General features: G+C 51.7%; 22 protein-coding genes and 3 pseudogenes. 7 read left to right on the forward strand and 18 right to left on the reverse strand.

Annotation, left to right across the window (positions count from 1 at the left end):
- Window positions 1–290: 290 nt before the first annotated feature.
- Window positions 291–572, forward strand: a complete 282-nt coding sequence (locus ABLV75_RS17880) for a hypothetical protein (RefSeq protein WP_004101168.1) — start codon at window positions 291–293, stop codon at window positions 570–572.
- A 50-nt stretch (window positions 573–622) separates the two neighbouring features.
- Here ABLV75_RS17880 and potD read toward each other — a convergent pair whose 3' ends face one another.
- Genes potD through potA form a run of 4 tightly spaced genes read right to left on the reverse strand, consistent with a single transcriptional unit; the run spans window position 623 to window position 4,425 of the window.
- Window positions 623–1,669: a spermidine/putrescine ABC transporter substrate-binding protein PotD gene (gene potD / locus ABLV75_RS17885; RefSeq protein ID WP_004101169.1), complete on the reverse strand. Its 1,047-nt coding sequence runs from the start codon at window positions 1,667–1,669 to the stop codon at window positions 623–625.
- Window positions 1,666–2,451: a spermidine/putrescine ABC transporter permease PotC gene (gene potC / locus ABLV75_RS17890; RefSeq protein WP_004101171.1), complete on the reverse strand. Its 786-nt coding sequence runs from the start codon at window positions 2,449–2,451 to the stop codon at window positions 1,666–1,668. The genes potD and potC overlap by 4 nt, the downstream gene beginning before the upstream one ends.
- Window positions 2,448–3,305 (reverse strand): spermidine/putrescine ABC transporter permease PotB, encoded by an 858-nt coding sequence (gene potB, locus ABLV75_RS17895; RefSeq protein WP_004101173.1) that lies wholly within the window; start codon window positions 3,303–3,305, stop codon window positions 2,448–2,450. The genes potC and potB overlap by 4 nt, the downstream gene beginning before the upstream one ends.
- Window positions 3,289–4,425: a spermidine/putrescine ABC transporter ATP-binding protein PotA gene (potA, locus tag ABLV75_RS17900; protein WP_023320723.1), complete on the reverse strand. Its 1,137-nt coding sequence runs from the start codon at window positions 4,423–4,425 to the stop codon at window positions 3,289–3,291. The genes potB and potA overlap by 17 nt, the downstream gene beginning before the upstream one ends.
- 257 nt (window positions 4,426–4,682) lie before the next feature.
- On the opposite strand from potA, the gene pepT reads away from it, so the two are divergent.
- Window positions 4,683–5,912, forward strand: a complete 1,230-nt coding sequence (gene pepT / locus ABLV75_RS17905; RefSeq protein WP_004101177.1) for a peptidase T — start codon at window positions 4,683–4,685, stop codon at window positions 5,910–5,912.
- A 47-nt stretch (window positions 5,913–5,959) separates the two neighbouring features.
- Here the strand turns inward: pepT and ABLV75_RS17910 are convergent, their stop codons facing one another.
- From ABLV75_RS17910 to ABLV75_RS17925, 4 genes are all read right to left on the reverse strand, one after another.
- Window positions 5,960–7,081: a cupin domain-containing protein gene (locus tag ABLV75_RS17910; RefSeq protein WP_004101179.1), complete on the reverse strand. Its 1,122-nt coding sequence runs from the start codon at window positions 7,079–7,081 to the stop codon at window positions 5,960–5,962.
- A gap of 86 nt (window positions 7,082–7,167) precedes the next feature.
- Window positions 7,168–8,634 carry a two-component system sensor histidine kinase PhoQ gene (phoQ, locus tag ABLV75_RS17915; RefSeq protein WP_004101180.1) on the reverse strand — a complete coding sequence of 489 codons (1,467 nt, stop codon included), beginning with the start codon at window positions 8,632–8,634 and terminating at the stop codon, window positions 7,168–7,170.
- Complete coding sequence (gene phoP, locus ABLV75_RS17920) at window positions 8,631–9,305, reverse strand: two-component system response regulator PhoP (RefSeq protein ID WP_004101181.1); 675 nt, start codon at window positions 9,303–9,305, stop codon at window positions 8,631–8,633. The genes phoQ and phoP overlap by 4 nt, the downstream gene beginning before the upstream one ends.
- Window positions 9,306–9,389: 84 nt before the next feature.
- Entirely contained in the window at window positions 9,390–9,836 is a 447-nt protein-coding gene (locus ABLV75_RS17925; RefSeq protein ID WP_004101182.1) for a helix-turn-helix domain-containing protein, read from the reverse strand.
- Window positions 9,837–9,937: 101 nt separating this feature from the next.
- Here ABLV75_RS17925 and ABLV75_RS17930 point away from each other — a divergent pair, with 101 nt between their 5' ends.
- On the forward strand, window positions 9,938–11,152 hold the full coding sequence (locus ABLV75_RS17930; RefSeq protein WP_004101183.1) for an MFS transporter: 1,215 nt from the start codon (window positions 9,938–9,940) through the stop codon (window positions 11,150–11,152).
- A 49-nt stretch (window positions 11,153–11,201) separates the two neighbouring features.
- Here the strand turns inward: ABLV75_RS17930 and purB are convergent, their stop codons facing one another.
- The 5 genes from purB to rluE are packed head-to-tail and all read right to left on the reverse strand — an operon-like array spanning window position 11,202 to window position 15,569.
- Window positions 11,202–12,572, reverse strand: a complete 1,371-nt coding sequence (gene purB, locus ABLV75_RS17935; RefSeq protein WP_004101184.1) for an adenylosuccinate lyase — start codon at window positions 12,570–12,572, stop codon at window positions 11,202–11,204.
- 3 nt (window positions 12,573–12,575) lie between these two features.
- Window positions 12,576–13,217, reverse strand: a complete 642-nt coding sequence (hflD, locus tag ABLV75_RS17940; protein WP_004101185.1) for a high frequency lysogenization protein HflD — start codon at window positions 13,215–13,217, stop codon at window positions 12,576–12,578.
- A gap of 59 nt (window positions 13,218–13,276) precedes the next feature.
- On the reverse strand, window positions 13,277–14,383 hold the full coding sequence (gene mnmA / locus ABLV75_RS17945) for a tRNA 2-thiouridine(34) synthase MnmA (RefSeq protein WP_348855060.1): 1,107 nt from the start codon (window positions 14,381–14,383) through the stop codon (window positions 13,277–13,279).
- A 38-nt stretch (window positions 14,384–14,421) separates the two neighbouring features.
- Window positions 14,422–14,898, reverse strand: a complete 477-nt coding sequence (locus ABLV75_RS17950; protein ID WP_004101193.1) for an NUDIX hydrolase — start codon at window positions 14,896–14,898, stop codon at window positions 14,422–14,424.
- Between the two features lie 20 nt (window positions 14,899–14,918).
- Window positions 14,919–15,569, reverse strand: coding sequence for a 23S rRNA pseudouridine(2457) synthase RluE (rluE, locus tag ABLV75_RS17955; protein WP_004101195.1), 651 nt, complete (start codon window positions 15,567–15,569; stop codon window positions 14,919–14,921).
- A 236-nt stretch (window positions 15,570–15,805) separates the two neighbouring features.
- Between rluE and icd the strand changes: the two genes are divergently transcribed.
- The gene (icd, locus tag ABLV75_RS17960; protein ID WP_004101197.1) at window positions 15,806–17,056 is read left to right on the forward strand and encodes an NADP-dependent isocitrate dehydrogenase; all 1,251 of its coding nucleotides are present in this window, start codon (window positions 15,806–15,808) and stop codon (window positions 17,054–17,056) included.
- A 113-nt stretch (window positions 17,057–17,169) separates the two neighbouring features.
- Here the strand turns inward: icd and ABLV75_RS17965 are convergent.
- Window positions 17,170–17,421 (reverse strand): annotated as a pseudogene (locus tag ABLV75_RS17965) (integrase); the annotation flags it as partial.
- 393 nt (window positions 17,422–17,814) lie between these two features.
- Between ABLV75_RS17965 and ABLV75_RS17970 the strand changes: the two are divergent.
- Window positions 17,815–18,675, forward strand: a complete 861-nt coding sequence (locus tag ABLV75_RS17970) for a hypothetical protein (protein WP_123828243.1) — start codon at window positions 17,815–17,817, stop codon at window positions 18,673–18,675.
- Window positions 18,675–19,049, forward strand: coding sequence for a hypothetical protein (locus ABLV75_RS17975; RefSeq protein WP_123828242.1), 375 nt, complete (start codon window positions 18,675–18,677; stop codon window positions 19,047–19,049). Before ABLV75_RS17970 ends, ABLV75_RS17975 begins: the two co-directional genes overlap by 1 nt.
- A 202-nt stretch (window positions 19,050–19,251) precedes the next feature.
- Here the strand turns inward: ABLV75_RS17975 and ABLV75_RS17980 are convergent, their stop codons facing one another.
- Entirely contained in the window at window positions 19,252–19,626 is a 375-nt protein-coding gene (locus ABLV75_RS17980) for a hypothetical protein (protein WP_311095524.1), read from the reverse strand.
- 363 nt (window positions 19,627–19,989) lie between these two features.
- A pseudogene (locus ABLV75_RS17985) lies at window positions 19,990–20,085 on the reverse strand (SOS response-associated peptidase); the annotation flags it as partial.
- A 6-nt stretch (window positions 20,086–20,091) separates the two neighbouring features.
- On the opposite strand from ABLV75_RS17985, the pseudogene ABLV75_RS17990 reads away from it, so the two are divergent.
- Window positions 20,092–20,241 (forward strand): annotated as a pseudogene (locus ABLV75_RS17990) (NADP-dependent isocitrate dehydrogenase); the annotation flags it as partial.
- Window positions 20,242–20,328: 87 nt separating this feature from the next.
- Here the strand turns inward: ABLV75_RS17990 and ABLV75_RS17995 are convergent.
- Entirely contained in the window at window positions 20,329–21,471 is a 1,143-nt protein-coding gene (locus ABLV75_RS17995; protein ID WP_311095525.1) for a site-specific integrase, read from the reverse strand.
- Window positions 21,461–21,697: an excisionase gene (locus ABLV75_RS18000; RefSeq protein WP_074192178.1), complete on the reverse strand. Its 237-nt coding sequence runs from the start codon at window positions 21,695–21,697 to the stop codon at window positions 21,461–21,463. Before ABLV75_RS18000 ends, ABLV75_RS17995 begins: the two co-directional genes overlap by 11 nt.
- Between the last annotated feature and the right edge of the window lie 117 nt (window positions 21,698–21,814).

A 21,814-nucleotide genomic window follows, 5' to 3' on the forward strand; every position in this document is an offset into this window, starting at 1 on the left:
TCGCGAAAGCGAAAGCGCTGCTGTAGTCCTTTCCCCCTTCCCGGGGGCGGCGCGGCACCGCCAGCGGGAAAAGAATCTGGCTTCACCGTAGACAACGCGGTTGCCAGAGTAAAAGCACTGTTGTTATTTTCGACCGTTAAAATCCGGCCCCTCATCGCTGTCTGGTGGGAGGGCCGTTATAATGTTGATTGTCTATTTCACATATATGTAACGTTGTGATTAACAAAACAGTATCAGACAGACATTTGTGGCATGTTTCTTAACTCGGACAACAGAGAAGGAATAACACCATGGCCACTGAGTATGTTGACTACCTGATCCTCGGCGACGAGCATCACGGCGAAATCCATCGGGATATTAAAAGCCACTCTCTGCGGGTCCGTTCGAAATACGCCGCCGGTTCCGGCAGGGGAGATGCTTCTGCTGCGCAGCCGAAAATGGCGAACTACAAAGTACATGAATATCCGGCGCAGGATGGACGATTTTATCTGGTGGCGACCAACTATTCGCTGGCCGATTTTGACGTTGAGGAAGCGCTAATAAAGTCGAGAATACATCCGCTGAGAAGCTAGCGGCGGTCCTCCCGAAGAGGCCGGGAAATGCTACCCGGCCTGTGAGATGATTAACGACCCGCTTTTAGCTTCTGATAATACTCTTCATAAAGCGTGCTGGCGCTGCCGACATCGTTCTGCCATTCGCCTTTCTGAATCGTCGCGGCGTCCGGGTAGAGTGATTTATCATTGGCGACCTCCGGGCTCAGCATTTTACGCGCGGCCAGGTTTGGCGTCGGGTAACCGATAGTTTCTGCAACCTGTTTGGCCACTTCCGGGCGCAGCAGGAAGTTGATCAGCTTCAGCGCGCCGTCGACGTTTTTGGCATTGGCCGGAATCGACAGGCTATCCATCCAGAAGATGCCGCCTTCTTTTGGCCACACGACTTCCAGCGGCGTACCGGCCTGACGCGCAACCCACGCGGAGCCATTCCACACCATGCCGAGATTTACCTCGCCTTCCATATACGGGTTCGCCGGGTTATCGGAGTTGAACGCCGCGACGTTCGGCATTAGTTTTTTCAGCTCGTTATAGGCCGCTTCAATCTCTTTCGGATCGGTAGTATTGCCGGAGTAGCCCAGTTTACGCAGCGCGACCTGGAACACTTCGCGCGCGTCGTCGGTCAGCAGCAGGCTGCTCTTATACTCTGGCTTCCATAGATCCGCCCAGCTGGTAACGGTTTTCGGATCGATCTCATCGCTATTGATTCCGATGGCCGTCGCGCCCCAGATGTACGGAATAGAGTAATCGTTATTCGGGTCGAACGGTTTATTGAGCATTTCAGGATCGAGATTGCCGAAGTTGCTCAGCTTGCTCTTATCGATCTTCTGCAGCATGCCCTCTTTACGCATTTTGTCGACGAAGTAGGTGGAAGGTACCACCAGGTCATAAGCGCCGTCTTTATAGGTTTTGAGCTTGGCATACATGGTTTCGTTCGACTCGTAGGTTGAATAGATCACCTTGATGCCGGTCTCTTTGGTGAATTGCTCCAGGAGCCCCGGCGGGACATATTCGGTCCAGTTGTAGAAATAGAGCGTTTTGCTATCGTCCGCGTGCGCGGCGCTCATCCCGATTGCCAGAGCGCCCGCAGCGAGCAGGTGGCGTGACCATTTTTTCATTTTAACGTCCCCTGAGTTTTATCACGTGCAATTATCTGGCTGGCAATGACCATCACCAGCGACAGAACCAACAGAATCGTCGCCAGCGCATTGACCTCTGGCGATACCCCAACTTTGACCATCGAATAGATCTTCAGCGGCAGGATCTCATAGCCCGGCCCGGTTACAAACGAAGAGACCACCACATCATCCATCGACAGGGTGAAGCTCAGCAGCCACCCTGCAGCCACCGCGGGCAGCGCCAGCGGCAAAATGATCTTTCGCAGAATCGTCATTTCGCTGGCGCCGAGATCTTTCGCTGCTTCCAGCATCCGCACGTCAAAACCTTTCAGGCGCGAAAACACCGTGACCACCACGAAGGGCAGGCAAAAGGTGATGTGGGAAAACAGCAGCGACCAGAATCCCAGCTGAATACCGATCAGCATAAACAGCACCAGCAGCGAAATCGCCATCACGATATCCGGGGACATCATCACTACAAACAGCATTCCGCTGACGAACGGCTTGCCGCGAAAGCGATAGCGGTACAGCGCGACGGCGGTCAGCGATCCGATAAGCGTAGCGAAAGTCGCCGACAGCACCGCCATGGTCAGTGAGTGCTGTGCTGCCTGCAGCAGACTGTCGTTATTCATCAGCAGGCTATACCAGTTGGTGGTAAAACCCTGCCAGTTAATGCCGAAGCGCGAACTGTTAAACGAGTTAACGATCAGGATAATAATGGGAATGTAGAGATACGCGTAAATAGCGGTCATAAAGCCGCCGCGCAGCAGTCGACCGATCATTCCAGCTCCACCTTTTTATTCAGTAAACGCGCTGCGCGCCAGTAAATCAGCAGCATCAGGCCCATCACCAGCGTTAGCGTAATGCTGGTCGCCGCACCGAACGGCCAGTCGCGGATGTTGAGGAACTGGCTCTTAATGACGTTACCAATCAGTAGGTTTTTCGCGCCGCCCATCAGGTCAGACACGTAGAACAGCCCCATTGCCGGAAGCATCACCAGCAGGCAGCCGGCAATAATGCCCGGCATGGTCAGCGGAATGATGATGCGGATAAAGGTTTGTAGTTTATTGGCGCCGAGATCTTTCGCCGCTTCCAGCAGCGGACGATCGAGCTTTTCGATGCTGGAGTAGAGCGGCATCACCATAAACGGCAGCAGAATATAGACCAGGCCGATAATGACCGCCGATGGCGTATACATGATGCGCAGCGGCGTATCGATGACGCCCAGCCATAGTAAAAATTCGTTCAGATAGCCCTTGGTGCTGAGGAAAATTTTCAGTCCGTAGATACGAATCAGCGAATTGGTCCAGAACGGCACAATCAGCAGAAACAGCATCAGCGGGCGTACCTTCTCCGGCAGCCTTGCCAGAAACCAGGCGAAAGGGTAGCCAAGCGCCAGACAGGCCAGGGTCGCCATGAACGCCATATTCAACGAATGCAGCAGCACGTCGTAGTAGAGCGGATCGAGCAGGCGCGCGTAGTTATCCAGCGTAAAGACCAGCTTGACGAAGTTGGTATCGTCGCGGGTCAGAAAGCTGGTGGCGATAATCATCAGGTTGGGCAGAAAGACAAACAGCACAAGCCAACCCACTATGGTGGCAATCACCACATTCTGGAATTTACTGGTGTTCTTCATCGGCCAGCACAACCTCCCAGCTTTCTACCCAGTTAATGGCCATTTTCTGGTCGAGAGAGTGGTCAAAATCAGGGTCGTCTTCATTGAAGAATTCGCTGACCATGACCATTTTGCCGTTTTCCAGTTCGACCACCGATTCCAGCGTCATTCCTTTATAGTTGCGTTCGCGGATATAGCCTATCAGGCCATCGGCTTCATTACTGTGGTGGATCTCATCAACGCGCAGGTCTTCCGGGCGCAGCAGCACGTTAAGCCGCTGGCCTTTTTCAACGGCGAAGTTGACGTAAATATTGCATTCGCGGCCTTCTACGCTGGCACGCACCCGCTGCTCGTCAATCCGCTCGATGACCGTGGCGTTGAAGATGTTGATTTCGCCAATAAAGCTGGCGACAAACAGGTTTTTCGGCTCTTCATAGATTTCGCGCGGCGTGCCGTCCTGCTCAATTTTGCCATCGCGCATCACCACGATACGGTCGGACATGGTCAGCGCCTCTTCCTGATCGTGGGTGACGAAGACGAAGGTGATGCCGAGTTTACGCTGCAGCGCCTTCAGCTCGTTCTGCATCTGTTTACGCAGTTTATAATCGAGCGCTGAGAGGGATTCATCCAGCAGCAGCAGGCGCGGTTTGTTAACCACCGCGCGGGCAATGGCCACGCGCTGCTGCTGTCCGCCGGAAAGCTGATGCGGTTTGCGCTGGGCGAACTCTTCAAGCTGCACCATTCGCAGGGCGTCGTGGACGCGGGGAGCGATTTCCGCCGGCGGGGTTTTCTGCATCCGCAGGCCGAAGGCGACGTTCTCAAACACCGTCATGTGCGGAAAGAGCGCATAGCTTTGAAAGACGGTGTTCACGTGGCGGTTTTCCGCCGGGATATGGGTGATATCTTGATCTTCGAGATGGATTCGGCCGCTATCGACGGTTTCCAGTCCGGCGATAAGACGAAGAACGGTTGTTTTACCGCAGCCAGAGGGGCCAAGCAGGGTGAGAAACTCACCGTTGTTGATGGTCAGATTGAGGCCGGAGATTACCGTTTTACCATCAAAGCTTTTGCGAATTTCCGTCAGCTGAACCAGCGGAGAACGCGAACGCGGTTGTATATTCAATTTTTGACTCTGTCCCATGTAGACGCAGCGGAAAGCTTACCGATGCGGGGTTTGTGGTTAACCACCTTTGGGTTTGCACATAAAATAATAAGGCCGAGCATTCTACGGCAAACGCCTGTAATCGCCAATGATTGATGCGCCATGATGAGCTACCTTTACAACATTATCGTTCGAAATGTATTAAATTCTCATTTGCCGGGCTAAAAATGACCTGACGCAATATTTGTCTTTTCCGGCTTATCAATAATGTTGTCACAAAAGAAGAGGGTGGCTACATGGATAAATTGCTTGAGCGTTTTTTGCAGTACGTTTCTTTGGACACGCAGTCGAAGCCTGGCGTGCGGCAGGTACCGAGCACGGAAGGACAGTGGAAGCTGTTACGGCTGCTTCAGGCGCAGCTTGAAGAAATGGGACTCGTGAACGTGACGCTGAGTGAAAAAGGGACGGTCATGGGCACCCTGCCAGCTAACGTTGCGGGCGATATTCCGGCGATTGGCTTTATTTCCCACGTCGACACGTCGCCTGACTTCAGCGGCAAGAACGTCAATCCGCAGATCGTAGAAAACTATCGCGGCGGTGATATCGCACTCGGTATTGGCGATGAGGTGCTTTCGCCGGTGATGTTCCCGGTACTGCACCAGCTGCTGGGGCAGACGCTGATTACCACCGATGGTAAAACGCTGCTCGGCGCCGATGATAAAGCCGGTATCGCGGAGATCATGACCGCGCTGGCGACGTTGAAGGCGAAGGAGATTCCCCACGGCGATATCCGCGTGGCCTTTACGCCAGACGAAGAGGTGGGCAAAGGGGCGAAGCATTTCGATGTCGCCGCGTTTGATGCCCGCTGGGCCTATACCGTCGACGGCGGCGGCGTGGGCGAACTGGAGTTTGAGAATTTTAACGCCGCGTCGGTTACGATTAAGATCGTGGGCAATAATGTGCATCCCGGCACCGCGAAAGGGGTGATGGTCAATGCCCTGTCGCTGGCGGCGCGTATCCATGCCGAGGTGCCTGCTGACGAAGCGCCGGAAACCACCGAAGGCTATGAGGGCTTCTATCATCTGGCCAGTATCAAAGGCACGGTGGATCGCGCCGACATGCACTACATCATCCGCGACTTTGACCGTAAGCAGTTTGAAGCCCGCAAGCGCAAAATGATGGAGATCGCCAAAAAGGTCGGCAAAGGGCTGCATCCGGATTGTTATATTGAGCTGGTCATCGAAGACAGCTATTACAATATGCATGAGAAGGTGATGGCGCATCCGCACGTGGTGGAGATTGCCCGTCAGGCGATGGTGGATTGCCAAATCGATCCGCAGATGAAGCCGATTCGCGGCGGTACCGACGGCGCCCAGCTCTCCTTTATGGGGCTGCCGTGCCCGAACCTGTTTACCGGCGGCTATAACTACCACGGCAAGCATGAGTTTGTGACGCTCGAAGGCATGGAGAAGGCGGTGCAGGTGATTGTGCGTATCGCCGAGCTAACGGCAAAACGAGGCGCGTAACGTACAGGCCCGGTAAGGCGTTAGCCGCTACCGGGCGAACCGAAGACTTAGTCCTCAAAGAACCAGTAGCCGCTGTTGACCAGCGCGGCCAGCAGGGCGAGGAAGGAGGGATCTTCCAGCGCATCGCCAAGATGCTCTGCATTGAGCGTCAGGTGGGTTGCCAGCGCGTCCAGCGCCGGGCGGTGCGGAGAGTTAATTTTCTCGCCATTGACGAACACCTCACCATCAATTCGCAGCACGCGCAGGCCGCCGAGACGTGTCAGCTTATCCCCCTGCTGCAGGGCATCGTAAATCTCATCCGGCTGGTACGGCGGCTCCGGCGGCGCCACGTCCAGCTCGTGGCGGGACTGAGTAATAAATTCGCCAAACCACTGCTTAAAGTGCTCTGGCTGATTAATTAATCCCAGCATCATATCGCGCAGGCGGTCCAGCTCGACGGGCAGAATATCCGCAGGATGCTCGCGCGACGGCACGTCCGGGTCGGCGTAGCGCTGGCTACCCAGTTCACGCTGCAGAATATAATCGGCAAAGCCGCTGAACAGCTCGCGGGCGTTAGGCGCGCGATAGCCGACCGAATAGTTGAGCGAGTTTTCCAGCGAGTAGCCTTCGTGCGGGAACCCCGGCGGGATATACAGAATATCGCCGGGCTCCATCTCTTCATCGATAATGGCTTCAAACGGGTCGACCTGCAGCAGGTCCGGGTGCGGACAATGTTGCTTCATCGGCACCTTTTCGCCCACGCGCCAGCGGCGGCGACCGGTACCCTGAATGATAAACACGTCGTATTGGTCGAGATGCGGGCCGACGCCGCCTCCCGGAACGGAAAACGAGATCATCAGATCGTCGATGCGCCAGTCGGGAAGGGCGCGGAACGGGTGCATCAGCGCCGCCGTCGGCTGGTGCCAGTTATTGACCGCCTGTACCAGCAGCGACCAGTTATTTTCGCTCAGATGGTCGTAGCTCTCAAACGGACCGTGGCTGACCTGCCATTTACCGTCCTGATGACTGACCAGGCGACTGTCGACTTCGCTCTCCATCGCTAGTCCGGCCAGCTCGTCCGGGCTCAACGGATCGACGAAATTAGCAAAGCCCCGTTTCAGCACTACCGGGCGTTTTTGCCAGTAGCGTTCGATAAAGTCGGGCCAGTTAAGCGTTAATTGATAATCCATATTTATATTCCACAGCAGGTGTCTGTCAGGGATTATAACGGATGCGGCACCAGCATGATGCAGGCGCCGTTAAAAAACCGACTGTTTTAGCTCTCTTTATCTTCCAGGGCCTGGCGGCCAAAAATAACTTCCATGCAGGCGCCGCCGAGCAGGCTCTCTTCGGCGAGAATTCGGCCATCGTACTGGGCAACGATATCTCGCGCGACGGAGAGCCCCACGCCCTGGCCGGGACGCAGCGTGTCGGCGCGCTGGCCGCGATCGAATACCGCGCTGCGCATCGTGTGGGGGATCCCGGGGCCATCATCCTCTACGAGGATGTGTAAATGGTTGTCGTTGGTCTGACGGACGGAGACTTCGACAAACTCCAGACAGTATTTGCAGGCGTTATCAAGCACGTTGCCCATCACTTCCATAAAATCATTCTTTTCGCCGACAAAACTGATTTCCGGCGAAATATCCAGGCTAATATTCACGCCTTTGCGCTGGTAAACTTTATTCAGCGCCGAGGTCAGGCTATCGAGCAGCGGAGCGATGGGATGCAGCTCGCGACTCAGCAGCGACCCGCCGCTGCGCATGCTGGCACGGTGCAGGTAGTAGCCGATCTGCTGCGAGATACGGCTAATCTGCTCCAGCATTACCGGCTCTGCTTCGTTGACGCTGAGCTTCTCGCCGCGCATGGAGCGTAAGGTGCTCTGCATCACTGCGAGAGGCGTTTTCAGGCTATGGGTCAGGTCGGTCAGGGTAGTGCGGTATTTGTCATAACGCTCGCGTTCGCTTTTCAGCAAGCGGTTGAGGTTGCTGACCAGCCGCGTAAGCTCCCGGGTGGTGTTGGGATTGAGCAGTTCACGGTGATGCTCCTCGAGTTCGCGCACCTCTTTGGCCAGCGATTCAATAGGGCGCAAACTCCACCATGCCGCCACCCACAAAAGCGGGATCACCAGCAGCAGGTTGGCCGCCAGTACGTAGATAAACCAGCTCCATACCATATACGAGCGCTTGAGCTCCACCGGTATGGTGTCGACAACCACGATGCTGAGCTGCGGCATGGTGCTGGTGGCCGGATAGATATTGATCGCCACCGAGTGGGTCATTTCGGAGCTGTCGTCCTCTTCCCGAATGGCATTCAGTTGCTGTTGGATCTCATGATTGTTGTGCTGCAGCATGCTGCTGCTGTCCACGTCGGCCTCAATTTCATGAAAGCCGTTGTTTTTGAGCCATTCCGGTTGGATACGCTTCACCAGCCAGGGAACATCGCGCTGCGCCCATAATAACCGACCGTGAGCGTCGTAAATCAGCGTCACCGTCGGACTTTGCATATTGAGGTTGTCGGGAATATCAACGTCGATGGCGTTGTTTTCCCACTTCGCCAGCATATAGAACAGGTTGCTCTCGCCGCGCAGCAGGCGGAAGGTGGTTTTATCAAAGCTCACGCTATAGCCGACCAGCGCGACCATGCCATAAGACAGCGACAGGATCAGCACCACGGCGGCCGTCGCCAGCAGAAAGCGGACGCGTAACGATAGCGGTAAAATATGCCGCAACAGCCCTTTCATCCGCGCAGTTCGAACAGATAGCCCTGGCCGCGCACGGTGGTAATCACATCCTGCGGATACTCAGCCTGGATTTTTTTACGCAATCGTCCCATCAGCACATCGATAGTATGGCTTTCGCGCAGCTCGGCGTCGGGATAGAGCTGCAGCATCAATGAATCTTTGCTGACTACTTTGCCCCGGTTACGGATCAGGGTTTCCATAATGGTGTATTCAAACGCCGTAAGCTTGATGGGCTGGTCATTAACCGACAGCTCGCGACGCGATAAATCTACCTGGAATGGCGGTATTGAGATCACCTGCGATGCGAGGCCGCTGTTGCGCCGCAGAAGCGCCTGCATACGCGCGGCGACCTCTTCGATGTGAAACGGCTTGGTGACGTAGTCATCCGCTCCGGCGCTCAGCACCTCGACTTTATCTTGCCAGCCTTCGCGCGCGGTGAGGACCAGAACCGGTACCGATACGTCGTGGCTGCGCCAGCGGCGAATCAGCGAGAGGCCGTCTTCATCCGGCAGGCCAAGATCGACAATGGCGATGTCCGGAACGTGTTCACCCAGATAGTAATCCGCTTCCTTTGCGTCTTCCGCCGCATCTACCTGATGGCCAAGCTCCTGTAGCTGAACTTTCAGGTGATGGCGCAGCAGAGCGTTATCCTCAACCACGAGTACGCGCATGCCCGTTCTCCATTTTATTTATGATTTGAATAGTTTAGCGCTAATTATACACCTTTAATATAAACAGCTGTTAAATAAAGAATTTTATTTAATTTTTTGTACCTTAGCCTCATGAAAATTCAACGGTAATCCGTCCTCGGCCATCGGCGTCATCACGGGAACCGGGCGCTGCGTACGTTTATCGATCAGTACCGAGTGGCGTTCGCCATCGGCAAAGAGATGCTGCTCTCCCCACTGGCGTAGCGCAACGACGACAGGGAACAAGCGCTGGCCTTTTTCCGTCAGTACGTATTCCTGATAGGCCGTGCCGTCTGAGGCGGATTGGGTAGTGAGAATACCCGAGTTTAGCAATTTGTGCAGACGGTCGGAGAGAATATTACGCGCTATACCAAGGCTTCGCTGGAAATCGCTGAAGCGACTCATGCCATCAAAGGCATCGCGCACAATCAACAGCGACCAGCGGTCGCCGATAATATCCACACTTCGGGCGACGGGGCAGGTTGTGTTTTCCCTGTTTTCTGATGAGGACACAGGCGCTCCTGAGGAAGTGGTAAACTAGTTGCATTTTAAAACTTCATGCTCCAGACTGCAATGAGTTTTGTTTTGAAACCAGAATGCTCCAGGAGGGAAGGATGAAAGCGACATTATTATCGCCATCGCCAGAGGGGCCGCCAACGGTCATGCCGCGTAGTCTGGTGCTGCTGTTTGCTATCGCCAGCGGCCTGAGCGTGGCAAATGTTTATTACGCACAACCGCTCCTTGATGCCCTGGCGCGCGATTTTGCGATCGGCCACGCCGCGATCGGTGGCGCGATCGCGGCAACTCAGCTTGGCTGCGCGCTGGCTTTGTTATTGCTGGTACCGCTGGGAGACAGGCTGAATCGCCGCCGACTGATGGCGACGCAGGTGATATTACTGATCGCTGCGCTATTTGCCGTCAGTCTGGCAACATCGACAGTAATGCTGTTAGCCAGCATGCTTGCCGTTGGTCTGCTGGGTACCGCCATGACGCAGGGGTTGATTGCTTATGCCGCAAGCGCGGCCGCCCCCTCTGAACAGGGCAGGGTAGTGGGCGCAGCGCAAAGCGGGGTCTTTATTGGATTGCTGCTGGCGCGGGTATTTTCGGGGGGCATCAGCGATCTGTTCGGCTGGCGTGGGGTATATATCTTTGCCGCTTTGCTAATGTTGGGCATCGCGCTTCCCCTGTGGCGTCGTCTGCCGGTACTGGCGGTTGCATCGCGCCCACTGAGCTATCCTCAGCTTCTGATATCCATGCTGGCGCTGCTGCGTCAGGAGAAAAACCTGCAGGTGCGAGGCATGCTGGCATTACTGATGTTTGCCGCGTTCAATATCTTCTGGAGCGCGTTAGTTTTGCCGTTAAGCGCGCCACCCTTTAGCTTTTCTCATACCGAGATTGGCGCCCTGGGCCTGGTGGGCGCGATCGGCGCCCTGGCGGCAGGTCGCGCTGGTCAATGGGCCGACCGCGGATATGCCCAGCGCACCAGCGCCGCGGCCCTGGTGATATTGCTGATGGCGTGGTGGCCTTTATCACTGATGGCATGGTCGCCAGCGGCGCTGCTGATTGGCATTGTCATGCTGGATCTCGGCGGCCAGGCGCTGCACGTCACTAATCAGAGCATGATTTTCCGTCGCCGTCCTGAGGCGCACAGCAGACTGGTCGGTTTGTATATGCTGTTTTATGCCCTCGGCAGCGCGCTGGGAGCGATAAGTACGACTGCGGTATATGCCAGCGCAGGATGGCAAGGCGTCTGCCTGCTGGGAGCATCAGTTAGCCTGCTGGCGCTGCTATTCTGGTTAATAACCCGGGGGATGACGACGAGCAGATGAGAGGGAGGAAAAATAACCCTCTTTCCCGGCGGAAAGAGGGTCGAAAGGCTTACTTCAGTTCGTCAACCATCGTGGTCGCGCGGCCGATGTAGTTAGCCGGGGTCATGGCTTTGAGGCGAACTTTTTCATCTTCCGGCAGCGCCAGGCTGTCAATAAACTGCTGCATGCCTTCGGCATCGACGCGCTTGCCGCGGGTCAGCTCTTTCAGCTTCTCGTACGGCTTCTCGATGCCGTAGCGACGCATGACGGTCTGGATCGGCTCGGCCAGAACTTCCCAGTTGTGGTCCAGCTCATCCAGCAGACGGTCTTGATTCAGCTCCAGCTTGCTCACGCCTTTCAGGGTTGACTGGTAGGCGATCAGCGCGTAGCCGATGCCCACGCCGAGGTTGCGCAGCACGGTGGAGTCGGTCAGATCACGCTGCCAGCGGGAAACCGGCAGTTTACTTGCCAGATGCTGCATAACCGCGTTGGCCAGACCGAGGTTGCCTTCGGAGTTCTCGAAGTCGATCGGGTTGACTTTATGCGGCATGGTTGAGGAGCCGATTTCGCCAGCAATGGTTTTCTGCTTGAAATGGTTGAGCGCGATGTAGCCCCACACGTCACGGTCGAAATCAATCAGGATGGTATTGAAGCGGGCGACGCAGTCGAACAGCTCGGCGATATAGTCGTGCGGCTCAATCTGGGTGGTGTACGGGTTCCACTGGATGCCCAGAGAAGTCACGAACTCTTCGCTAAACTGATGCCAGTCAACTTCCGGATAGGCAGCGATATGGGCGTTATAGTTACCCACCGCGCCGTTGATTTTGCCAAGGATTTCGATCTGGTTCAGCTGACGATACTGACGCTCCATACGGTAAGCGACGTTGGCCATCTCTTTACCCATGGTGGACGGCGTAGCCGGCTGACCGTGAGTACGGGAAAGCAGTGGAATATCGCGATACTGTACCGCCAGCTCTTTCACCGCGTCGATGAGCTTGCGCCAGTATGGCAGGATCACTTCGTCGCGAGCGGTTTTCAGCATCAGCGCGTGGGACAGATTGTTGATGTCCTCGGAGGTGCAGGCAAAGTGGATAAACTCGGAGACCGCGTGCAGTTCAGCCACGTCGGCGACTTTTTCCTTGAGGAAATACTCAACCGCTTTGACGTCGTGGTTGGTGGTGCGCTCGATAGTTTTGATGCGCTCTGCATCTTCTACGCTAAAATCGGCGACGATTTTATCAAGGTAACCGTTTGCGTGGGCAGCAAAAGCAGGAACTTCCTTGATCGCTGCGTGCGCGGCCAGTTTTTGCAACCAACGCACTTCTACCTGAACGCGGAATTTCAGCAAACCGAATTCGCTGAAGATACCGCGCAGCGCGCTGACTTTGTCGCCGTAGCGGCCGTCGACTGGGGAAACGGCGGTCAGTGAGGATAATTCCATAGATCACAACTCCGGGGTTAAATGAGCAAGAATTTGTTTGGCCTGGTTAACCAGACGATTACGAGAAAACATTAGCTGCAGACGGCCGCCGCCGACCTGGTGCCAGAGCACCGCAGAGCGAATACCCGCCAGCAGGGCAGAGCGAACCTTTGCCTGAACCTGAGGGCTTTGCAGCACGGCTGGAGAGCCGGTGACCTGAATACGCGGGCCCAGCGGGCTAATAACATCCACATAGATGCCCGCCATTGCGCTAAGCAGCGTCTCGGATTGCAGATCGAAATGTTCAAGCTGACGGCGCAGACCGCCGATACGGTTGCCGAGGGTATCCATGGCTCCTTTGCTGGCGGCAAGCTTACGTTCCAGCACCATCAGGCTTAAAGTATAGCGGGTGAGTTCGGCGTTCAGCCCCTGGCGACTGCTGGTATTCAGCACGCCGATGAGGGTTTCCAGCCCGAGGCGAAGATTGGCTTCACTACCACCGAACACCGCCAGCGTAGACTCCGGGTCGAGATCGATGATGCTGTTCAGCGACACATGCAGGGCGTCGCTATCGCAGTGCCCCTGGTGCGCCAGTTCCTGAACCAGACGCGCGGCCTGGCAAACGCCGGCCAGCGCCAGCGTAATGTCATAATAATTCTTCGCCACACATTCTCCTTGTAAACCGCCAAATACCCGGCTGGGGCCTTCAGCGGCTGATATGTCTGTCAGGCCTGCAGCGGCAAGCGCTGTTCGATAATCCCGCCGCCGAGGCATACTTCGCCGTTGTAGAAGACCGCAGACTGGCCCGGCGTGACGGCGGCTACAGGCTCATTAAAGATCACTTCAATGCGGTCATCATCCAGCGCTTTCACGGTGCAGGAGATGTCGGTCTGACGGTAACGGGTTTTTACCGTGCAGCGCAGCGTGCCCGTGAGCGGCTCGCGGTCAACCCAGTGCAGCTGTTGAGCAATCAACCCCACGGACATCAGGCGCGGATGGTCATGGCCCTGAGCGACAATCAAAATATTGTTTTCGACATCTTTGTCGACCACATACCACGGGTCTTCGCCGCCGTCTTTGATACCGCCGATGCCCAGACCTTTACGCTGCCCCAGCGTGTGGTACATCAGACCCTGATGCTCGCCAACTTCGTCGCCGTCAATGCTGATAATTTTACCCGGCTGAGCAGGCAGGTAGCGGCCCAGGAATTCGCGGAATTTGCGTTCGCCGATGAAACAGATACCGGTCGAGTCTTTTTTCTTCGCGGTGATGAGATCCAGCTCTTCGGCGATTTTACGCACCTGCGGCTTTTCCAGCTCCCCCACCGGGAACAGGCTTTGCGCGATCTGTTCGTGGCTCAAGGTATAGAGGAAGTAGCTCTGGTCTTTATTACCGTCGAGGCCGCGCAGCAGCTGGCTCTTGCCGTTGACGTCGGCCCGGCGCACGTAGTGGCCGGTGGCGATGTAATCAGCGCCGAGATCTTCTGCGGCAAATTCGAGGAAGGCTTTAAATTTAATTTCTTTATTGCACAGAATATCCGGGTTGGGCGTGCGTCCGGCTTTATACTCTGCAAGGAACAATTCAAACACGTTGTCCCAGTATTCTGCGGCAAAGTTGACGGTGTGAAGTTCAATCCCGAGCTTATCGCAAACGGCCTGCGCGTCGGCAAGATCCGCCGCTGCGGTGCAGTATTCCTCGCCGTCGTCTTCTTCCCAGTTCTTCATGAACAGGCCTTCCACCTTATACCCTTGCTGGAGCAGCAGGTAGGCGGAAACTGAGGAATCAACCCCGCCGGACATGCCGACGATCACTTTTTTCTGGCTTTCTGACATTGGATTACTCACTACATTGAACTTCGAGGCGGCGTATTCTAGCACGCGTCCTCCGTTGAGGCACCCCCTGTAAACGGCCAGTTAAATTCGCCGATGAGCGCCAGCGGGTAGCGCAGATCCTGCTGATAGCTGCGAATGCTCTCGGCAACCAGCTGCGAACGCAGGTTGCTCGCGCTAAGAATTTCCTCAGCGCTGAGCCACAGGCAGCGGTCGATATCGCTATCGTGGGGCTCGGTGGCGCACGTATCGTTAAGCTCGATGGTAAAGAGGAAACGCAAAAATGGCGTGCGATCCGGGGCTATCCACTGATGCAGGCGGAGAAAGTGCTGCGGCGTCGCGCGAATGCCGGTCTCTTCCCAAAGCTCGCGTTCTGCGGCCTGAACCAGGGTTTCATCGGCTTCGAGATGGCCTGCCGGCTGGTTCCATAACGCTTTACCGTTGATCGTCTCTTCAACAACCAGGAATTTGCCTTTAGCGTGAACCACGCAGGCGACGGTGACGTGCGGCTTAAACATTGTTTTTCCTCAGGCTACTGTTAATCAATTTTACGCCATTCGCCGTTGGCCAGACCATCCAGCGTATAGCCTCCCATCGCATATCGAATCAGGCGCAGCGTGGGAAAGCCGACGTGGGCGGTCATCCGCCGCACCTGGCGATTGCGCCCTTCATAGAGGGTAATTTTAAGCCAGCTGGTAGGAATGGATTTACGCTCGCGGATGGGGGGATGACGCGGCCAGAGCCACTCTGGCTCCGCTACACGCTCCACTCCTGCTGGCAGAGTGGGGCCGTCATTAAGCGTGACGCCGTCGCGGAGCGCGGTCAGCGCATCCACCGTGGGTTCACCTTCCACCTGAACGTAATAAACTTTACCGGTGCGCTTACCCGGTTGGGTGAGAGCCGCCTGCAGCGCGCCGTCGTTGGTCAGCACCAGCAGGCCTTCGCTATCGCGGTCCAGTCGACCGGCGGCATAGACGCCGGCAACCGGAATAAAATCTTTTAGCGTGCTGCGCCCGGCTTCATCGGTAAATTGCGGCAATACATCGTATGGTTTATTGAACAAGATCACAGTTTTTGGCTGGCGTTCTTTACGTTGTCTGGTGACTTGTTGCGTGCTGAATCGCTCAACGCGATGTTTTCTAAATGAAGTTTTTTGCATGGTATTTTCAGACTCTGTCAATTGCCGCATTATAGCCTAATTACGAATGCCTTTCATGGACGCAAACATTCAGGTAGTATTGACATGCTCATTACAACTTATTAACAAAAAGGTTGCTCAAACCGATTCGCATTACAGGAAGGCGACACGGACGCGAAATCTCCGGTTAGCGGGATATTCCACTGACGGGAGTGGGCGAATAAAGCCAACGCCCGGCTAGCGTGAAGAGGGAAGAGCAGAACCAGAAGCGCTCGAAGGAGAGGTTAATGGAAAGCAAAGTAGTAGTTCCGGCGGAAGGTCAAAAAATCACCCTGCAAAACGGCAAGCTGAACGTCCCTAATAACCCGATTATCCCGTTCATCGAAGGCGATGGTATCGGTGTTGACGTCACTCCGGCGATGCTGAAAGTGGTTGATGCTGCCGTTGAGAAAGCCTATAAGGGCGAGCGTAAAATTTCCTGGATGGAAGTTTACACCGGTGAAAAATCGACCCAGGTTTATGGCCAGGATGTCTGGCTGCCTGCCGAAACTCTTGATCTGATTCGTGAATATCGTGTTGCTATCAAAGGCCCTCTGACTACGCCAGTCGGCGGCGGCATTCGTTCTCTGAACGTTGCCCTGCGTCAGGAACTGGACCTCTACGTTTGCCTGCGTCCGGTTCGTTATTACCAGGGGACACCGAGCCCGGTTAAGCATCCTGAACTGACCGATATGGTTATCTTCCGCGAAAACTCCGAAGACATCTACGCCGGTATCGAGTGGAAAGCAGACTCTGCTGAAGCGGATAAAGTCATCAAATTCCTGCGTGATGAAATGGGCGTGAAGAAAATTCGCTTCCCGGAACATTGCGGCATCGGCATCAAGCCGTGCTCTGAAGAAGGCACCAAACGCCTGGTTCGCGCCGCCATCGAATACGCTATCACCAACGATCGCGATTCTTTGACCCTGGTGCACAAAGGCAACATCATGAAATTCACCGAAGGCGCGTTTAAAGACTGGGGCTACCAGCTGGCACGCGAAGAGTTCGGCGGTGAGCTGATTGACGGCGGCCCGTGGATGAAGATCAAAAATCCGAACACCGGGAAAGAGATTGTCGTTAAAGACGTTATCGCCGACGCCTTCCTGCAGCAGATCCTGCTGCGTCCGGCGGAGTACGATGTCATCGCCTGTATGAACCTGAACGGTGACTATATTTCTGACGCCCTGGCGGCGCAGGTTGGCGGTATCGGTATTGCCCCGGGTGCAAACATCGGTGACGAGTGCGCGCTGTTTGAAGCGACCCACGGTACTGCGCCGAAATATGCCGGCCAGGATAAAGTGAACCCAGGTTCCATTATCCTGTCCGCCGAAATGATGCTGCGCCACATGCAGTGGTTCGAAGCCGCAGACCTGATTGTTAAAGGCACCGAAGGCGCAATCGCCGCCAAGACCGTGACCTATGACTTTGAACGTCTGATGGAAGGCGCTAAGCTGCTGAAATGTTCAGAGTTTGGCGACGCGATTATCGCGAATATGTAATCAGCGATCACTGATTGAAGACAGAAGGGAGCCAAGTGGCTCCCTTTTTTACGAGCGTTCAAAATCTTTCCCCAAAACTTTCCCCAAAATTCTTCCCCAAAACTGGCTTAAAATCATACGGCTTTTTTACCTACAACGAGCGAGTCTTTATCCCGAGCATCATGTAATTATCCGTCATTTTCTTAGCTTTATGGCTTAACAGTTTTTGAGTATCTAAACCTTGCTCACAATATAATCGTTCAGAAAGAGACGCCTGCTCATGAAAGGTGAGCGTAGTTCCATCGTTCCAGATAAGACCTATCTTATCCGATTTTTTTAAACGTAGAGGTTAGAGTTTTAGTCGATACATGCTCATCCCGGTTAGCCAGGAGTGGTATGCCATAAGCGCTGCACGGCATAGTCACATTTCTAGTGACGGTGTAGATCGAGAGTTGCTCGTAAACTTCTCCCGCCCTGCTAGTCGTTGATACCACCTACATCTGGTTGCAGATCATCTTCCTAACACATCATGATATCGACGCGCTGGACAAGCAGACTAAGGGCGCTAATCTGGCGGATGATCAGTCAGTAAAGTTGAACTGAATTCCTCATAGAATCAATTAATTATTGTGGTTTTACGAGCTTGTAGATGATAGCTTGAGGAGGATGTTTTCCTAGCTTGATTAGCTCATGGTTTTTCATATCACACGAAGGGTGGATGATAGTGGAAAGACCGTGTATTATGTCTTTAAAGCTTTAAGCATCATTTTGGGAGTATAATGGCACAGAGTAATCCAGAAACTATCACTCATTCTTTTAACAGCATCATTGCATTGGCTGTTGATGAACGACGTGCTTTGACTGTGCCTGAAAGATTTAAAGTAGACGGCATACTTGATTCGTTATACTCGTCTGATAAATCAAGTTATTATTACTGCTATGCTAATTTAGCTGCTCTTACGGGGGATGCTAAGGGCATGGATGAATGTGCGAATTACTTCTTTTCATTAAAGGGCAAACAGTTAAGTAAAGGTGCCCTTCAATGTATTTTTGCCCTGAATAATGCATCTTGCTTCGATAAGCTATATAGTATATTAAAAAATTATGATATTAAAACGTTCCATATTGATGAATTAATAACGGTTTATCTTAAGTCTGCAATTTTAAGTTTTAATTTTGATGACGCCCGTGCTTTAATCGAAGAATTGGATGTCAATGATGATTGCATATCCAGAGAACAGATTGAGTCAATCTTGGAAATGCTTTATAACTTTGAGGTTTTTTATTTTTCTTATCAAGAAGAAGACAGGCTGCATGTTAAAGAATACTTTAATAAAATAATTAAAATACATCGTGAAAAAATAACATCAAGAATCTATAAGGTGGCTGGCCCTTCAATTATAAGGCCAGATATTTTTTCAGACGAAGGCAATGTGTTTATGAATGTCATCATTGAGTATGTTTCTGATGATATAGACTATGCAATGGACATTGAAAATTATTTTTACAAAGTACTACGTGAAAATACAAAGGATATTAAAGCGAATATAATGTCGTCAGTTGTCTATAATATCCTTCCTATTAGTTCGAAAGATTCACTTCCTTTCACTGAAAGGGTTATTGAAGTGGGGTTAGATTAATGATTACTGCTGATGAAATCCTTAAAAAAGCGAAATCAGTCTATTCCGTTTGTGAACAAGAACCCAGTACTTCTTGTTGTCTTGAATTGGATTTAAGGGACTGTGCAAGAAGTGCCTACTATTATATATTCCATATAGGAAAGATGAGAGCCGATAAAATAGACGGAGAGTATGATGAAAATGTTGGAAACCATCAAAGGGTTATAAATAAATTGTTGAACAGTAGTGATCAAAATGATCAAGCTCTTGGTGACTTATTACTTAAAATCAGACCAACAAGAGTTAAAGCTGACTATCGTCTAAATATTAATTTTACTAAAAATGAAGCTTACAAGTTGCTTCGCCATGCAGAAAAACTCACTATAAGAAGCTGATAATTAATATTTTTGGACGAAATCATTTTTTGGAGAATATTATTTATGGTCTCCTGTATTGTTTTTCATGTCACCTTCTTCGTTGTATAGCAATCATATAAAATATGAAGCAATGCAGCTACTCTATAATTTTCGTCTATCTGTATTTATTCATTACTTGATTAGCGATACCTTTATATCCCGGATAAATTCGGGCCTCTCTTTAACCTTGTTTAAGTAGGAATCCTGGTAGGTCTTTTTCCTTAGAACATGGTAATGTGAGTCTTAAAAAGATTTTTTCTCTATTTTGTATGTATGGTTCTGAAGGAAGTATGTTAGCAAGTTTGATGTCTGAAGGTGTCCGAAATGCAGGGATAGAATAGTTATCAAGATTTGAAAAGTCGAAGTTAATAGGTGTATGTGTGAATAAACCGCGCTGTGCTAAGGCCGCTACTTCTAAGATATCTTGAGCAAACCATTCAACTAGACCTTGATTTACAAAATTAATATCAAATGAACCTATTAAAGGGTTACATAATTTTACTACATTTGGAGCTTTAAGGCCATGGTTACCCGCTAACCTGTAGAACTCCCTCAAAATTATTCGTTAATGTTGAATTTGATGCCATTCGCTATTTTAATTTCGAATATGTCTTGGATATGTGGCCTTTGGATGTTGATTATCAGTCATATACCTTAATGAATCCCTTAATATGGATGTTAATAAATGATAATGCTCATCTGAATGCCCTCTAAAAGCATATCCGCTCAGATTGTTGTTCTAACTGGATAAAAAATTTAGTAAATCTTTTGCTTCATCAAAATACTGTTCAGAAATAATTATTATTTCAAATTCTAAACTTATGAAGAATTATAATAAATAGATAATTATAGCTTTAAACATTTTATATGTATTGTCGAACCTTATAAAAATTGTCAACCTAAAATTATTGGGCGAGTGTTAGATTAATGCCTCAATCAATTCCGCCCCCTGATTCTTCATGTTACCCACAAAGCGGGAAACAGGGGGCCAAGTGAAATGGTCCGCTGATACTGCAGGACACAGTGGTTCGAAGCTGCAGACCTGAGGGTTAAAAGTACCAAAGGCGCAATTGCTACCAAAACCGTGACCTATGACTTCGAACACCTGATGGAAGGCACTAAGCTCCTGAAATGTGGTGAGTTTGGCGACGCGCTCATCGTTAACATGTAATCGGCGATCGCTGATTAAAGACAGAAGGGAGTCTGGTGTTTCTATTTTTACGATCGTTGAATATTTTTCTTCAAAACTGGCTTAAAATCATACTGTTTTTTGACCTACAATGAGCCAGTCTTTACCCCGGTCATCGTTGTATTTATCCGTCATTTTTTTCGATTTGTGGCCCAGTAACTTTTGAGTATCTAGGCCCTGCTCCCGGTATAACCGTTCTGAAAGAGATCTCTGTTCGTGGAAGGTTGGGGCACTTCCTTCATCCCATGAAAGACAACTTTTGTCCCGAGCTTTTTTAAATGTAGAAGTCAGAGTTTTCGTGGATACTTGATCACCACAGTTAGCCTGAGAGGTGGTATGTCTGAAGTGGACCAGATATTTACTAACCACCGCATCTCTACATTTTGAAACAACATCGCGTAGCGAAATATCTAGTACTTCATTTCTTAGTGAGAGCGGAATGGCAAGACGAGTACCTGTTTTTTCCTGCACAATATGTAACATATCATCCCAAATATCTGTGAATTTCATATTGCAAATATCACCTATACGCTGGCCGGTTACTATTGCGAGTAACATTCCGCACTGCAAATATGGCTGTTGATGCTCAGCACATTCATAAATAGTCTTCCATTCCTCCAGTGATAAACGTTGTCTAGTAATTTTGTTTCGAGGTTGCTTAGTGGCCTGGGCAGGGTTATAACCTGGCGGAACATGTCCAGCATGCTGTGCCTCTTTAAATACATCAATTAATACCATGCGAACAATTTGAGCCATTCTATTATGACCCTCTGCCTTAACCGCATCTGTTATTTCAGAAATATCTAGTGCTGAAATGTCTTTCAGATATTGCATGCCGCAATGCTCACGAAAAAGCCGGATAGGTTTAGCTTTTTGCCTAAAAGAATTTGGTCTAAGTTCGTTGTGTTTCAACCTTTCCTCCTGCACGGATTCATATTTATCAAGCCATGCTGTCACTGTAATGTCCGCGCGGTTTCCTTTCATACGCGACAGACGCTCGTTAATACTAAGGATCTGCCTAGTTCGCTGCTCTGCAATGATCATGTTTGCTTCACTTGCCACCTGCTTTGCCTCAGCTTCATCTGTGCCGAGGCTATGAAAACGTCCAGAAATAGGGTGTTTGTATTGCCAGTAAACCTTACCGGTACGTTTATCAAGCTTGCAATAAAGGTTTGGGATAGAGATTTTATGAGTGCGCGGTCTAGCTGCCATCGTTAATTATCCGTCTCAATTTTGGGTTTACATTTATTGGCAGTTGAGGTTCAGCAACTACACCTATAAAACGAGCTTCTCTGTCAACCATCCAGCGCCGTCCAACTCGCATCGGTGGTGGCGCTATCATTTGACCTTTAGCGTATTTTTTTAATACGCGCTCGCTAGGGGCTTCACTACCGAATTCATCTTTCGCCCATTCGAGTAAAGAGACCATACGTGACATTTTTTCTCCATACACCGGCTGCACCCGGTTATCGAATATTATAAGCATATGACGAACAACCACTGCGTAGCCCGTCATTTCATGCGCAGCTCTGCGCGCTGTTCTTTGGTCAGAGCC

Source organism: Klebsiella sp. CN_Kp066 (assembly GCF_040065135.1).
Taxonomy (GTDB): domain Bacteria; phylum Pseudomonadota; class Gammaproteobacteria; order Enterobacterales; family Enterobacteriaceae; genus Klebsiella; species Klebsiella oxytoca.